Source organism: Telluria sp. ZB4P36 (assembly GCF_059685865.1).
Window position 1 is genome coordinate 101,603 of record NZ_JCASIE010000012.1, and the last position, 15,344, is coordinate 116,946.

12 protein-coding genes are annotated in these 15,344 nt (G+C 64.6%); 10 read left to right on the forward strand and 2 right to left on the reverse strand.

Features of this window, described 5'->3' with window-relative positions; translation table 11 throughout:
• Positions 1–2 precede the first annotated feature (2 nt).
• The 9 genes from AC56LK_RS16270 to AC56LK_RS16310 all read left to right on the forward strand — a co-directional run bounded on the left by AC56LK_RS16270 (position 3) and on the right by AC56LK_RS16310 (position 9,968).
• Complete coding sequence (locus tag AC56LK_RS16270; RefSeq protein ID WP_497185531.1) at positions 3–455, forward strand: pilus assembly PilX family protein; 453 nt, start codon at positions 3–5, stop codon at positions 453–455.
• The gene (locus AC56LK_RS16275) at positions 452–3,469 is read left to right on the forward strand and encodes a DUF6701 domain-containing protein (RefSeq protein ID WP_497185532.1); all 3,018 of its coding nucleotides are present in this window, start codon (positions 452–454) and stop codon (positions 3,467–3,469) included. Before AC56LK_RS16270 ends, AC56LK_RS16275 begins: the two co-directional genes overlap by 4 nt.
• 140 nt (positions 3,470–3,609) lie before the next feature.
• On the forward strand, positions 3,610–4,545 hold the full coding sequence (gene pilM, locus AC56LK_RS16280; protein ID WP_497185533.1) for a type IV pilus biogenesis protein PilM: 936 nt from the start codon (positions 3,610–3,612) through the stop codon (positions 4,543–4,545).
• The gene (locus AC56LK_RS16285; RefSeq protein WP_497185534.1) at positions 4,542–5,177 is read left to right on the forward strand and encodes a PilN domain-containing protein; all 636 of its coding nucleotides are present in this window, start codon (positions 4,542–4,544) and stop codon (positions 5,175–5,177) included. The genes pilM and AC56LK_RS16285 overlap by 4 nt, the downstream gene beginning before the upstream one ends.
• Entirely contained in the window at positions 5,174–5,824 is a 651-nt protein-coding gene (locus AC56LK_RS16290; protein ID WP_497185535.1) for a hypothetical protein, read from the forward strand. The genes AC56LK_RS16285 and AC56LK_RS16290 overlap by 4 nt, the downstream gene beginning before the upstream one ends.
• Complete coding sequence (locus AC56LK_RS16295; RefSeq protein WP_497185536.1) at positions 5,821–6,189, forward strand: hypothetical protein; 369 nt, start codon at positions 5,821–5,823, stop codon at positions 6,187–6,189. Before AC56LK_RS16290 ends, AC56LK_RS16295 begins: the two co-directional genes overlap by 4 nt.
• 26 nt (positions 6,190–6,215) lie before the next feature.
• The gene (gene mshL / locus AC56LK_RS16300; RefSeq protein WP_497185537.1) at positions 6,216–7,988 is read left to right on the forward strand and encodes a pilus (MSHA type) biogenesis protein MshL; all 1,773 of its coding nucleotides are present in this window, start codon (positions 6,216–6,218) and stop codon (positions 7,986–7,988) included.
• Positions 7,988–8,878 carry an ExeA family protein gene (locus tag AC56LK_RS16305; protein ID WP_497185538.1) on the forward strand — a complete coding sequence of 297 codons (891 nt, stop codon included), beginning with the start codon at positions 7,988–7,990 and terminating at the stop codon, positions 8,876–8,878. The genes mshL and AC56LK_RS16305 overlap by 1 nt, the downstream gene beginning before the upstream one ends.
• Positions 8,879–8,888: 10 nt before the next feature.
• The gene (locus tag AC56LK_RS16310; RefSeq protein ID WP_497185539.1) at positions 8,889–9,968 is read left to right on the forward strand and encodes a tetratricopeptide repeat protein; all 1,080 of its coding nucleotides are present in this window, start codon (positions 8,889–8,891) and stop codon (positions 9,966–9,968) included.
• 165 nt (positions 9,969–10,133) lie between these two features.
• Here AC56LK_RS16310 and AC56LK_RS16315 read toward each other — a convergent pair whose 3' ends face one another.
• The gene (locus AC56LK_RS16315) at positions 10,134–10,586 is read right to left on the reverse strand and encodes a hypothetical protein (RefSeq protein WP_497185540.1); all 453 of its coding nucleotides are present in this window, start codon (positions 10,584–10,586) and stop codon (positions 10,134–10,136) included.
• A 685-nt stretch (positions 10,587–11,271) separates the two neighbouring features.
• Positions 11,272–11,982, reverse strand: a complete 711-nt coding sequence (locus AC56LK_RS16320; RefSeq protein WP_497185541.1) for a hypothetical protein — start codon at positions 11,980–11,982, stop codon at positions 11,272–11,274.
• Between the two features lie 851 nt (positions 11,983–12,833).
• Between AC56LK_RS16320 and AC56LK_RS16325 the strand changes: the two genes are divergently transcribed.
• Positions 12,834–15,296 carry a hypothetical protein gene (locus AC56LK_RS16325; RefSeq protein ID WP_497185542.1) on the forward strand — a complete coding sequence of 821 codons (2,463 nt, stop codon included), beginning with the start codon at positions 12,834–12,836 and terminating at the stop codon, positions 15,294–15,296.
• Positions 15,297–15,344: the final 48 nt, after the last annotated feature.

Here is a 15,344-nt window from a genome sequence, read left to right on the forward strand (position 1 = left end):
CCATGAAGCCGATCGCCCAGCTTGTCCTCCGTTCGCGCCAGGCCGGTGTCGGCCTGGTCACCGCGATCTTCCTGCTGGTCGTGCTGGCCGGTCTCGGGGTGGCCTCGGTCACCCTGTTCACCTCGCAGCAGGCCAGCGCCAACCTGGACCTCGAGGGCGCCAAGGCCTACCAGGCGGCGCGCGCCGGCATCGAGTGGGGGCTGTACGAGCAGCTGCGCCATGGGCGCTGCGTGGACAGCACCTCCTTCGGCTTTCCCGCCACGAGTACCCTGGGCAGCTTCCGCGTGACGGTGGGCTGCATCCCGCTCGACGAGCTGAAGAATACCGATGGCGATCCGGTGATGCGCTGGCGCCTCCGTGCCGTGGCCTGCAACCAGCCGGTCGAAGGCGCCTGCGGCCAGCAAGCCCCGAACAATCCCGATTACGTACAACGCCGGCTCGAGGTAGAGATATGAGAACGCTGCTGAACTTCACCCGCCTGGCCATGTGCGCCGGCATGATCGCCGGTGCGGTGGCGAATCCCGCCGCAGCCGAAGCGCTGGCCCTGACTAAGTCTTTCGAAGGCAACGTCAACTTCGCCGGCACCCAGGCCAGCCTGCAGAGCAAGTCCGGGGGCGCCAAGGTGTGCGACCTGGCTGGCAGCGCGCAGGCCGGAATCTCGCTGCCCGCCAACGCCACCGTGGTCTCGGCGATCCTGTACTGGACCGGCACCGGCACCGTCGACACGGAAGTGCTGCTCGACGGCGCCAAGGTGAGCGCAGCGGCCAATCGCCGCTACAGCTCGTCCATCGACGGCTTCACCTATTTCGCCGCCGCCGCGGACGTCACCACCCAGGTCCAGGGAAAGACCAGCTTCACCTTCAGTGGCCTGGATGTCGACACGTCGGAGACCTACTGCTCGAAGAAGCAGAAGGAAAACAGCATGGTGGCCGGCTTCGCTCTGGCGGTGGTGTACTCGCACGCGTCCGAACGCTACCGCACGGTCAACGTCTACGAAGGCCTGCAGGCGATTAAGAACACCAGCGTCACGGTGCAGATGCCGGACTACACGCCACCGGCCGACAATACTGGATCGGGCAAGTTCGGCTACATCGTCTGGGAAGGCGACAGGACCGGCAACCAGAAGGGGGACCATGTCAGCTTCGCCGGCGTGCCGCTGAGCAGCGAGCCGTTCATTCATAAGGACAACGCATTCAATTCCAAGAGCGGCGCCAATTCGGACGAAAACTCGCTTGGGATCGACTTCGACACCGTCACCCTCGCCGCGCCGCCCGCGAGGGCGACCGACGCCAAGGCCGTCTTCACCACTGAAAGCGACCGGGTGCTGCTCGGCACGGCCATCCTCGCCTTGCCGTCGAAGCCGGCGGATCTGTCCATCAAGAAGAGCCAGTCCGGCGAATTCAAGCTCGGCAACGAGATCACCTACACCCTTGCCGTCACCAACGCGGGCGCGCGCGCCGACCCTAATGTGCAGGTCAGGGACACGCTGTCGGGCATGCTGACCTATGTGTCGGCGAGCGGCACCGACTGGACCTGCGCGCTGTCCGAGCGGACCGTGACCTGCAAGTACGGCAAGCCGCTCGCGGCAGGAGCCAGTGCCAGCGTCCAGATCAGGGCGAGAATCACGACCGACGGTAAGGTCAGCAACACGGCCGAGGTGTCCGGGACGGCCGACAGCGTGCCCGGCAACAACAAGTCGACGGTCGAGGGTGACACCGGCGGCCTGCCGGTCAGCCGGGACGCGTATGTGTTCACCACCGGTGCCTGCCTTGCAGGGACGGTCATCAAGCCTTCGGGAGAAGGCTGCGCCAGGTTTACGGGGCCGGTGATTGCCGGCAGTAAGACCAGGATCTTCATCACCAGTGCGCAGGGCGGCATCGCCAAGCCGGTCAGCACGACCAGCAAGAGCACGGTCGACGTTCGCTACAGCCTGGAATGCAATAACCCGACGTCGACGGCGAACCTCACCGCCACTTACGCGGGAAAGACCTTGCCCGCCTGTGTGAAGAACGACACGCCCGCGGACGCGAGTGCCGGAACCGCGGCCCTGCTGGAATTTGCCGCGAACGAGGTGTCGAAAGAGTATGAGTTCCGTTACGCGGATGCCGGACGCGTCACGCTGCGCATGCGCGACGCCGCCGGTAACGTCATCGCTGCCAGCTTCGTCTCGCGTCCAGCAAAGCTTGGCGTGGATTACCTGCGTGTGAACGACGGCGTTTCGAACCCGGGCACTGCCTCGCTGTCGGAGGCGGGCTTCGCCGAGGCGGGCGAGCCCTTCCGGGCCGTGGTGTATGCACTCGGCGAAGGCGGTATCAAGCTGCCGAACTTCGGCCTTGAAACGGGCGGATTCGCGGTGGCCGACAGGCTGTCACTTGCGGCGATAGGAGATGAGCTGCCGCTGGAGACGCTGGACGCCGCATGGGTATCCGAAGGGAAGCAGTTCGAAGCGAGGCAGTTCAAGCGCAGCTTCGCCTGGAACGAGGCCGGTACCGCCATGCTCAAAGCCAGCTTGGACGGCTACCTGGACAGCGCCGATGCGGTGGCTTCCGATAATGCGCTCGTCGGCCGTTTCTATCCGGCCTACTTCAGGACCGAAACCGACGAAGGCTTCGGCTGTCTCAAGCGCATGGGCTGCCCGGCGGACGCGCCGCAGCTGGTGACGCGCGCAAGCTTCTCGAAGCAGTCCTTCAAGGCCATCGTCCGCGCCTACGGACGCAATGGCCAGGTGCTGCAGAAGTTCAAGGACCAGCTGGTGCCCGCCATTACCCTGACCGCCGTCAGCATGCCTGGCGAAACCGGCAAGGAACTCGACAAGTTCTTCAAGGGCAGCGAGCCTGCCGCCACAACCGATCGCCAGGTCGCTTACCGTCTTGCCAATGGTTACGATGCCAAGGCCGGTACCCGCAACTGGACCGTGCCGACCGCCGTGCACGTGCGCGCCACCGCGCCGGAGCTGCGCAAGACCGCGGCCGGCGCCGCGCCGCACACCATCAGTTCGCTGCGCGTGGGCAACCCGTCGGTCGAAGGCGGCATGATGGTGATCAACGGCCGCCTCATGGTGGGCAATACGATCGGTACGCCGCTGGCGAAAACGCCGGTGCCGCTGCAGGCCCAGTACTGGAGCGGCAGTGCCTGGGAGGCGAACAGCGCGCTGGCCGAGCAGACCGTGCCGGTCATGGGGGCGGTGGAGTTTTCCGAATGCCGCCGCAGCCTGCGCCTGAGCACGGCGGCGAACGGCGCCTGTGACATGAGCGTCGTCATGGTCGCCGGCACCAAATCCGGCACCGAGCAGGTCGCGCTGCCGCTGCTGAAAAACGGCAAGGCCAACCTGGTCCTGGCGCCGGTCGGCGACCGGACCGGCAACGTCGACCTCTTCATCAATGGCGAGGAATACCTGCCGAGTACCTTCGGCAAAGTGAGCTTCGGGCAGTTCAAAAGCCCCGTGATCTACGTGCGCGAGATGTATTGACAAAAAATCGTGGCAAAGCGACCTAAAAAACTGCTTGTTTTGAGGGTCAAGTCCAGATTTTGTGATCCCTTGGAGCGCGGCTTGAATATAATCAAGCCTTTGCTGCACCGAAATCATTTCCGGGACCACAGACCGCTTGCATGCGTTTTTTTAAGAGAGCCAAGAAAAAAGATGGCTGGCTGACCATTGCTGTCCTCGATGACGCAGTGGTGGCCACCAGCATCAAGCCGGTCGCGGAGGGCATGCCCTTCGTGCGCTTCGCCCATTTCTTGCCCGGCAAGCCCGACGTAGTGGCCCTGGAAAAGGCCGCGCGCGAAGGGCATGCCAATGCCTACCGCTGCGTGACCCTGCTCGGCCCCGGCGAATACCAGGTGATCAGCCTCGAGGCGCCCAACGTGCCGCGCGAGGAAATGAAGACCGCGGTGCGCTGGCGCCTCAAGGACATGCTCGATTTCCCGGTCGACGAAGCGACCATCGACGTGCTCGACATTCCCGTCGATGCCAGCCAGGCCCGCGCCCAGCAGTCGGTGTTCGTGGTTGCGGCCCGCAACAGCGCCGTCAAGCCGCGCCAGCAGCTGTTCCGCGACGGGAAGGTCGAGCTCAGCGTCATCGACATCCCGGAGATGGCCCAGCGCAATATCTCGGCCCTGGTCGCGCCCGAAAGCCGCGGCATTGCCATGCTGTCCTTCAGCCCGGAAGGGGGCTTGCTGACCGTGACCTATCGCGGCGAGCTCTACCTGTCGCGCCGGATCGACGTCACCCTGGACCAGCTGCTCGAGCCGGACCACGAGCGCAAGCACGCCAGCTTCGACCGCATCACCCTGGAACTGCAGCGCTCGCTCGACAACTTCGAGCGCCAGTATTCCTTCATCAGCATCGCCAAGCTGGTGCTGGGGCCGTCGGGCGTGAGCGGCCTCGACGACTACCTGTCGAGCAACCTGTACACCCCGGTCGAGACGCTCGACCTGGCCAAGGTGTTCGACCTGAGCCGCACGCCGGAGCTGCTCGACGCTGCCATGCAGGGCCGCTTCTTCATTCCGCTTGGCGCCGCATTGCGCACGGAGGGCGCGGCATGAGCCAGCAGATCAACCTGTTCAACCCGCAGTTCGAGCCGCAGAAGAAGGTCCTGTCCGCGGCCATGATGGCCTTCTCGCTGCTGGTGCTGGTGGCCGGCGTGGCCGCGCTGGCCAGCTACGGCCGGGTGCAGACGGCGGCCCTGCAGGCCGAGGCCGATGCCGGCGCCAGGCGCCTCGAACAGAAGCAGGCGCGCCTGGCCGGCGTCAGCGCCGAGTTCGCGCCGCGCCAGAAGAACAAGGACATCGATGCCGAGATCGCCGAGGCCCAGGCCCAGCTGGCGGCCTTGCGCAACATCGCGCGCGTGATCGAGCGCGGCGAACTGGGCGACACCGCCGGCTATGCCGGCTATTTCAAGGCCCTGGCGCGCCAGAGCGCAACCGGCTTGTGGCTCACCAGCGTGTCCGTGTCCGGCGGCGGCAGGGACATCGGCATCCGCGGCCGCACCATCGACCCCGCCACCATACCGGGCTACCTGTCACGCCTGACGGGGGAGCCGCTGATGCAGGGGAAGTCCTTCGCCAGCCTCTCGATCAACCAGCCCGCTTCGGTCAACGGCCCGGACGGCAAGCCCGCCGCCGCACCCTGGGTCGAGTTCAGCCTGCAGTCGGTGCCCGAGGAGCCGCGCAAATGAAACAGCGTCTCCTTGCCCTGATGGCGCGCGTCGACGCGCTGACCCTGCGCGAACGCGGCCTGCTGTTCGCCGCCGTCGCGGCGGTCATCGTCTTCATCGGACACACCGCCGTGCTGGGACCGATCTACCGCGAGCACGCCGCGCTGCGCACGCAGATCAATCAGCAGCAGAACAACCTGATGGGCCTGGATGGCGAGATCACCGCCAAGGTGCTCGCCTACCAGGTCGATCCGGATGCGCCGGCGCGCGAAAAGCTGGAAGCCATCAAGCAGGAAACCGCCGCGCTGGGCGACTCGCTGCTGGCCATGGAACACGGCCTGGTGCCGCCCGAGCGCATGGCGCCGCTGGTGGACACCATCCTGCGCGCGAATGCCCGCCTCAAGCTGGTGTCGATGCGCACGCTGCCGGTCGAGTCGATGACGGCGCTCGGCGCGGCCCCCACCACTGAATTACTGTACCGCCACGGCGTCGAAGTCACCGTGCGCGGCAATTATCTCGACATGGTCGATTACATGAGCGCGCTCGAAGCGATGCCGACCCGGCTGTTCTGGGGCAGGGCGCAGCTCGACGTGGAAGAGTACCCGGCGTCGCGCCTGACGCTCACGCTCTATACCCTGAGTCTGGACCGCAAATGGATGAAGCTGTGAAAAAACTCACCCTGACAATCATCGCCGGCCTGCTGTATGCAGGCCTTCCGGCCGCCGCGCAAACCCTGGCCGACCCGACCCGCCCGCCCGCCGCGCTGGACACCAGCCGTCCCGAAGGCGCCGGCGACGGCTTGCCGCGCCTGCAGTCGGTGCTGATCTCGCCCCGCAGCGGCGGACGCCACGTCGCCGTGATCGACGGCGAGACGGTGCGCCTGGGCGACAGCTTCCGCGGCGCGCGCGTGGCGCGCATGACCCAGAGCGAGGTCGAGCTGGTACGCGGCCGCGAACGCCAGGTCCTGCGCCTGGATGCGGCCGCTGACGCCGTCGCAGGCATAGGTGCAGGTATGACCCGCGCGGCCCAATGACCAAGCCCTCCATGTCCAGGACCACGATGAACAAGCTCTCCCTGTTGTCGGGCGCCGTCGCTGGCGCGCTGCTGCTCGCCGGCTGCCAGAGCACCCCGCAGCACGAGACCTATGATGCGATCGGCAAGGAGATGGCCAGGGCCCAGGCCAAACCGGCGGCCGCGCCGGCCGTCGACGACGCCGTCGCCAATGCGCTGCTGCCTCCGCCCAGCGCGCTCGCCAGCCAGCTGCCCAAGGCCAGGCCGGCCCTCGAGGAACGCTTCAACGTCTCCTTCAACAACGTGCCGGCGCAGCAGTTCTTCCGCTCGATCGTGGCCGGGACCCGCTACAACATGCTGGTCCATCCCGAGGTCAGCGGCAGCATCAGCGCCAACCTCAAGGACGTGACCATCGCCGAGACGCTGGAAGCGATCCGCGAGATGTACGGCTACGACTACAGGATCGACGGCACCCGCATCACGATCCGCCCGCTGACGATGCAGACCCGGATGTTCCAGGTGAACTACCTGACCGCCAAGCGGCGCGGCAGCTCGAACCTGCGGGTCAGCTCGACCTCGGTCGCGGACGCAGGCAGGGAAGGGGCCGGCAATCGCAACAATACCAGCAACAGCCAGGGCAACGAGGGCTCGAATACGCCCGGCAATGCCAGCGGCAACGGCAACGCCCAGGTCGACAGCACCGATATCCGCACCACCTCCGACAACGATTTCTGGGGCGAGCTGAAGCTGGCGCTGGAAGCCATCGTCGGCTCGAAGGAGGGCGGCCGCAGCGTCGTGATCAGCCCGCAGTCGGGCGTGCTGGTGGTGCGCGCCATGCCGGACGAACTGCGCAGCGTCGACGCCTATTTGAAAGCGACCCAGCTGGCGGTCGACCGCCAGGTGATCCTGGAAGCCAAGATCCTCGAGGTGGAGCTGAACGACAGCTTCCAGAGCGGGATCAACTGGGCGTCCTTCGCCTCGATCAAGAGCTCGCATCCGAACCGCGTCTCGGGCGGCATGATTGCGCCGGGCGCCAACCTGGCGCCGCTGCCGTTCACCGGCGGCCAGCCGGGCGTCATCAACAACGGCCAGGGCCTGGCCGCCAGCACCGGCTTCTCGTTGTCGAACGCGGCCACCGCGGCCGGTTCGCTGTTCGGCTTCGCCTTCCAGACGAATAACTTCGCCGCGCTGATTTCCTTCCTGGAGTCGCAGGGCCAGGTGCACGTGCTGTCCAGTCCGCGCGTGGCGGCGATGAACAACCAGAAGGCCGTGCTGAAGATCGGGACCGACGAGTTCTTCGTCACCGGCGTCACCAACACCATCAACAGCAACGACAACGGCACCACCAATACGCCGAGCGTGACCCTGCAGCCCTTCTTCTCGGGCGTGGTGCTGGACGTGACCCCGCAGATCGACGACAAGGGCAACATCCTTCTGCACGTGCACCCGTCGGTGAGCCAGGTGTCGACCGTCACCAAGAACGTCGACCTCGGTTCCGCCGGCACCCTGACCCTGCCGCTGGCGGCGTCGGAGACCTCGGAGCTGGACAGCCTGGTGCGCGGCCAGAGCGGCCAGGTGGTCGCGATCGGCGGCCTGATGCGCCAGGTGTCGCGCGGCGACGTCGACCAGCTGCCGGGCGCCGACAAGGTGCCGCTGCTGGGCGCGCTGTTCCGCAACAAGCAACGCGTCAGCCAGAAGCGCGAGCTGGTGGTGCTGATCAAGCCGACCATCGTCGAAGGCGCCAACGACTGGAGCCAGGATTTGCTGGATGCGGGCCGGCGCATCGAGGCGCTTGACCCGCGGACCCGGGAGCGCAAGTAATGTACGCGGCCCACTTCGGCCTGCGCGAGCTGCCTTTCGGGATCACCCCGGACACCAGCTTCTTCTTCGGCAGCGCGCATTCGCAGGAAGCCTTGAACACCCTGCTGGTGGCGGCGCGCGGCGGGGAAGGCTTCATCAAGATCACGGGCGAGGTCGGCACCGGCAAGACCCTCCTGTGCCGCAAGTTCATGGCCACCCTGGGCGAGGGTTTCGTCACCGCCTACATCCCGAATCCCTACCTGGAGCCGCGCACCCTGATGCTGGCCCTTGCCGACGAGCTGGAAATCGTGCTCGAGCGCGACGTCGACCAGCACCAGTTGCTCAAGGCGATCAACCTGCGCCTGCTGGAACTGGCGGGCCAGGACCTGCGCGTGGTGCTGTGCCTGGACGAAGCCCAGGCGATTCCGGTGGAGAGCCTGGAAGCCCTGCGCCTGCTGACCAACCTCGAGACCGAAAAGCGCAAGCTGCTGCAGATCGTCCTGTTCGGCCAGCCGGAGCTGAACCGCAAGCTGGAACTGGAGTCGATCCGCCAGCTGGCCCAGCGCATCACCTTCCATTACCACCTGGGCGCGCTCAGCCGCGACGACCTGGATTACTACGTGGCGCACCGCCTGCGCGTGGCCGGCTTCACCGGCGCGCGCCTGTTCAGCCGATCCGCGATCCGCGGGCTGTACCGCGCCAGCGGCGGCGTGCCGCGCCTGGTCAACATCATGGCGCACAAGGCCATGATGCTCAGCTACGGCCAGGGCAAGCGCGAGGTCGCGGGCAGCCACGTAGCCACGGCGGCGCGTGATACGATCGGCGTGCAGCGCACCATCAATGCCTGGCTGGCCGGGGGCGCGGTGGCCGCATCGGCGGCCGCCGGCCTGGCATGGGCGCTTGCACGATGAGCCTGACGCGATGAGCCTGATCAACAAGATGCTGCAGGACCTGGATGCGCGCGCCGGACAGCCCGGCGCGGCGCCGCTTCCGTCCGACATCAGGGCGGTGGCGCCCTCGGAGCGCAGCCTGCCGTGGAAGCGCGTCGCCGTCGTCGGCGGCGTGGCCGTGGCGCTGGCGGCGGCGGGCCTGGCCGGCTGGCGCTTCCTTGGACAGAATCCGGCGCCTGCGCAGGTAGCGGCGCCGGTGGCCGCCCCTGTCCCAGTGAAACCCGCTGAAGTGGCGCCCGTGATCGCGCTCGAGATTCCGGTGCCGCCACGCCAGGATGCCGCCTCGTCGCCTGCGCCGGCCGAGGCACCGATGGCATCCGAGCCTCCGCCGGCGGAGGAAGCGCCGCAGCCGGTAGCCAAGGCCGAAAAGCCGGCCGCACCCAAGCTCGCGAAGGCCGTCCAGCCGGCCGAGCGCACACCCCTGCCGAGGGCCGCCAAAGCAGCGCCGCCGGCGCCGGCCACGAAAGGCGGCCGCGTCGAGACCCCGGGCCAGCGCGCCGAGAATGCCTACCGGCGCGCATTGGCCAGCCTCGAAGACGGCCGCGTCACCGAAGCCATCGCCGGCCTGCAGGCGGCCCTCGGGGTCGATCCGCGCCACGAACCCTCGCGCCAGACCCTGGTCGGCCTGCTGATCGAAGCGAAGCGCCCGGACGAAGCACTGCGCCAGCTCGGCGCAGCCCTGGCGCTCGACCCGCGCCAGCCGGCGCTGGCGATGCTGATGGCGCGCCTGCAGATGGAGCGCGGCAGTCCCGGCATCGACACCTTGCTGCGCACCTTGCCTTACGCGGCGGGCAATGGCGACTACCATGCCTTCCTGGCCGGCGCGCTGCAGCGCGAGGGACGCCACCGCGAGGCGGCCGAGCACTACGGCGTGGCGCTGCGCACGGCGCCGCAGAACGGGGTGTGGTGGATGGGGCTGGGCATCTCGCTGCAGGGCGAGAAGCGCAACCCGGAAGCAGCCGGGGCCTTCCAGAAGGCGCTCGACAGCGGGACGCTGACGCAGGAGCTGCAGGGATTCGTCGAGCGAAAGCTGAAACAGCTGGCGCGATAAACGGACTTGGCGCCATGTCGAAGCACGCCCTGGCCTCACTCGCTTTCAGCATGATCGGCTGCTGGACCCGGCACTAGACAGGGGACAAGCACGAAGCTGCGTCTGTGCGCAGCTCCTCGTGCCGCCGGCATGCGCGCCGTTAACATTATTTCGATCGAAGCTGGATTATTCCGCCTTGACGATTTCGTCGATAAAGGCGACCCTTTCGCCGTTGAGGATGATGTCGACACCCGTGTACTCTTGCGATCCAGGAACAAGAACGCGCTCAAACCGGGCCTGAATATTCGAAACGAGGGCTATCCAGTTGCCTGGCTGCTGGTAAAGAGTGAGGTCAAGAATCAAAATCTGAGGGTTCAAGCCTTGTGGACTGCGCATGGTCAGGGTCGCGCAAACCCCGGGATTAGCAACCAGAACATCGCCGAGTACATGAAGTGACGGCAGGCCTGGTGGCATGGCATTGATCCACGCATACCAATCTGGGGATGTACTGGAAAACCCTGCGAACCCTTGCGGCCGCGCGGGCCAGGCATCGCCTGGGTCGCGTGATTGCGCATTGCGGGCAGACGATTCGTCGGCATTCTTGTATTTCCCCCCCGAGGACACCCGTTCATCGTACATGTTAGTCTCCAAGATCTGGCTCGACATTGAATAATGCAGGACGGCAAGTCGAGTGGTTAAACCGTCATGCAGGAAAACTTGACCAAACATCAAGCGAACAATCCGGAAGCATAATGAGGTACCGGCCCTGCTGAACCTATTTTCTCGAGCGTTTCCCGGCGGATGAACAGTTCCCGGTCATAAGGTGGCTGGTTGGGGGCTTTCCCTTTTGACCCTCGAAATAAAGGATTAGCTGCGAAGGTATGTTGTCATTTCCGGAATAGGTGAAGCTGGCGAATATCTTGCCCCGATACACGAGGTCATTTGGATTCTGCAAGATTCCAATGCTTATAAAGTCGCCCTCGGTACTGCGTCGTGTAGTTGCCGCGGTTTGGATGCATTCGGAAGGGTCCGAGAAACAGATCCGAAGTTGGGAGCCGCTCTTTGAAGGATACGTTACCCCGGCCCAAGATACCAGAGGCTTGGGCAGTGCCTGGCAACTTTCTTCCCCGGCATAACATACGACCGTCCGTGTAATCAGGCAGCCATCACTCTCGGCAAATGCGGCTTCGGTCAGGCAGAATAATAGGGCGATGAGCGGCAAGTATTTTATCTTCATTCTTCACCTCGCGGGAATCACATAAGCGGGGTCCGCAGCGATTACTGCGAATATCGCTTGGCAAGTTCGGCGTTGCGTCGGTATATGTCAAAGTGGACAGACTGAATCGATAACAGCGACCCCTGCCGGACTGCCGGTGCAAACATAGACCTTTCTTTTCGCGCCGCCTCCGCATTCAAACCATGCGTCGCTCACCGCGGCAAACGCGCCATTGATGTTTGCCCCCGCACCGATGAAAGCTAATGGATTTGTCGCTGATACCGCCGGGACCCTGCCTCGTTGCCACTTCACGGATTCACCGCGTGCGTGCAGGCCGTACAAGAGGTCTCCCGTATCCGCTTTGAAAAGCCAGATGTGTGTCTGAGGCAAAATTGAACTGCTCCCGTTCGTTTCACAGACAGCGGCAGCCTGAAAACCGCTCGTGCGTGTGTCAACCTCATTCTCTTCAGCAGTTTTGAAACCACACGGTTGTTCACTTAAATCGCCGCTGACGGTAAACACGTTTGTATCCCAGCTGCCTTCCCCAAAAAACTCGGTTCTGCCAAACAGCAGCCTGGTCGACGCATTGGGGAGTCTTGCCTCCGCGATACAAAACATGCCGCTACAGTGCCCTTTGGTTTTTGCGCGAAATTGGAATGTCTCGCCCGGCCCGACTGTGGTGGATTCTGAGTGGAACTCGGTCGGCTGGTCAAAAAACGAGAATACGAAAGAAATCCTTTCTAGTTCGTACGTCGATGAGTCGTTGCTCAAGTTTGCCACCGGGCGTAACGCGATCTTTTCCCTGTCATGAGTATTCATGGTTCTTCATTCCTTTATCATCAATACAGTGTTTGTGAATCAGGGAATTACCGACCAAAATAAACTCCATATTGTCTTTGGCGCAAGGTCGTCTCGTTGAGTTCCAGTGAAACCGAAGCCCGCTATGTCTAACTTGAATAATTTGATGCCTCGGCTCCCGCCGATTTTCCTTCACTTTCGCGTCACGGCGAATTGAGGGATTGCGCGGAGTTGCCCGAAACTGGGGGTTTGTCCCAGGTTGATTAGTTTTGTATGGATGGGAATATGCAGAAGCGACTCACGGGGCGCGGCACTCCATGTGGATGCGGTTCCGGCAAGGGAGATCGACCTGCTTGTAGGCGCTCTGGAGGCATGAATGTCTCTCACTCTTTTATCTCCGGAAATACGATGCAGGCAGGGACACCGCTCATTCTCAGCCTCTTGTGCGGAGGAGCAATCTTGACCAGAAGATACTGAGAGAAGTGATGAGATCTTAACCAAGATTAATGGTTCAGTATATTTATGTCAATTCAATTGTTCGATCATGGATGTAGAAAACGACATAGTTGAAGCGTTGTAATGGCTGGCTCGCGCAGCAAAGCATCCGCCCTAGGGGCGACGCTCACGGTGCGCAAGCTAGTGCGCACCAAGCGCCTTTTCCCGCGCCCGCTTCGCTGGCAGGGCACCAGAAGCCGTCCGGCAGTTGTCGTATTTGGACCAGCAAGGCCCGCTTGCCACAAAAAATTGACATTAAGTATATTCAGAAAGCTTATATTACTGGTTAAAACCGGTAGAGCCCGCATGATGGTGGAACGAGGCAGGGCCGGTGTTGTCGTCCGATTCTTCTCAATCGCCCGACCGGAGGTGTCCTGATGGCCAAGCTCGTCCTTATTCTGCGCGCTACCGTATCGTGGCTGTGCTGTGGCGTGATGCTCGCCGGTTGCGTGCACCGTTTCCCGGAATCCGAAAGCAAGCTGCACTTCTCCTATCCGCTGAAGGAATGCACGCCTGCCACCCTGGCGGCGGCGGCGCGCGAGGCGGGCCGCCTGGACGAGCCGCCCTTGCTGGACAACAGCACCGTCTGCCGCACCGGGCTGGCATCCGGCCAGCAGGTGACGGCGGCACCAGTAGGGCAGAAGGATGACACACCGGGCGCGGCATGCCTGGCGCTCGGCGAGCCGGAAGCGGCGCCCGCGGACGAAACGGACGATGTGCGCAACAAGCGCCTGGAAGCCCAGGCGTACACACGGCAGGAACGCTGCCTGCGCCAGTACCTGGAGGCGCCGTTCACGACCACGACGCGCAAGTCGGCGCAATTCGGCGTCGCGCTGACGGGTGGAGGGAGCAAGGCCGCTGCCTTTGCCGTGGGCGTAATGGCCGGCCTGTCTGACCTCCGGATGCTGGACCGTGCCGACTACCTCAGCAGCGTGTCGGGCGGCAGCTACGCCGCCTATTTTTACTACACACATCGCCTGTTCCCGCTGACGCGCCCTGGTGCGCTGCGACCGGGGCAGGTCGCCACGGCGGAACTGTTCCGCGACTGCGTCGCTGTTCTGCCGCCGACCGAGGCCATGGACGACCTCATTACCAGGATCGGCAGCTCGGTGCATCACTGCGAGCGCCAGGGCTTGCGCACCTACCCGCCGGGCGGCAAAAAGCCGATTCCAGATGCCGGCTACCAGGCGCTCCTGAAATGCACGCAGGACCTGATGCGTCCGGGAGACTGCAGCATGGACGGGACCAGCTCCTGGCGCCACAGCATCTCGCTGCCGACCGTGGGAGGGAGCCTTGCCACCGTGATCCCGAGCTTCGTGTCGAACACCCTGTTCGACTGGGGCGTGGCGACCTCGCCCTCGGCCATCTCCTACCAGGACGGCATCGGCCTCTCCTATGGCGCCACCCTGGCCGACACGGCCGACCTGTCGCCCTACGTGGTCTCGCGCCGCGCCAACTGGTGCGGCTACCTGGCTGGCGCCCGCGAGCAGGTACTGGACTGCCGCAGCGACGTCTTCGATCCCGATCCGCTGGCGCTGGATTTCGAGGAACTGCGGACCGGCCTGCTGAAGCTGCGCGCGGCAGGCGGCGACGGCATGCCCTTCTGGATCCTGAACGCGGCAGCTCCGCAGCACCGCAGCTTGTACGGCTGGCTACGCCAAGGGCGCGAGGACATCACCAACAGCGACATGTTCGAGATGACGGCGGTCTCCCATGGTTCAGGACGCTATGGCTACGTGTCCGCCTCCCCGACCATTCACGGCATGTCGGTGCTCGACGGGGTACGCAGTTCCGCAGCCTTCCTCGATGCCAACCAGCTGGTGTTCAAGAACGCCGTGTTCCGCACCATTGCAGGGAGTGCCCTGCACCTGGCCAACCTCGACTGGGGCCTGGACATCGCCAACTACAATGTCTCGACCACGGCCCGGCGCGTCCACCGGGCCCTGCCTTTCCCGCTCTATTACCTGGACCGGCCGGTGGCGCGTATCCTCGACTCGGCGCCGATGCCGGCCGAGCGCCGCGACCGCGAGCGCTCGGTCTTCATCCGCCTCATCGACGGCGGCAATGCCGAGAACCTAGGTGCCTATTCGCTGCTCAAACGCGGCGTCAAGAATATCCTCATCTCGGATGCGGCGGGCGACGACAAAGGCCATTTCTCCGACTTGTGCGGCCTGCGCCGGCGGCTGATCAACACGCCCGACGGCCTGTTCCCGCGCTACATCAGTTTCCCGGGCCTGGAAAACTTCGATCAACACTGCATCACACTCGACGCGAAAGAGAAGGTCGCTGGCTACGACTTGCACGCCTGGTTCAACGAACACCCCTTGCTGCTCGGCTGCATCCGTCATCGGCCCGCCAGGCAGGGCGACACGCGGCCTTGCCACGGCCTCGGCGACAGCGAAGTCAGGCTGTTGATCGCCAAGCCGGCGCTCGACCTGTCCGCGTTCATGAAGCGGCAGCTCGCCACCAAGGAAATGATCCCCGGCGACAGCAGCACCGCGCGCTCGGTGCTGTCGGACTGCTGGATACGCGGCACCGACACCGCGCCGGACCTGATGAACTGCGACACGGCCGCCTTCCTGCACGTAAACCGCGGCTACCGGAAGCGCGGCTGCCTGATCTTCCCGCAGCACTCCACCGTCTGGATGACGGTCGATTCGTCAGCCACGCTGTTCGTCGCCTATCGCGAGCTGGCGCGCCAGCATGTCTGGCGCAGCAAGGAGATCCTGCATGGGCTGTTGTCGGGAGAGGTCGCGGACCCGGGGCCGTATGAACGCGTGCTCGAGGCACAGGCGGCCAAGGCCATGCCGCAGAGCGGCCGGGCCTGTCAGACGTTCTGAGCCACACGGACACGCGCCGACCAGGCGCAGGCGGTGGTCGCCCCGTGG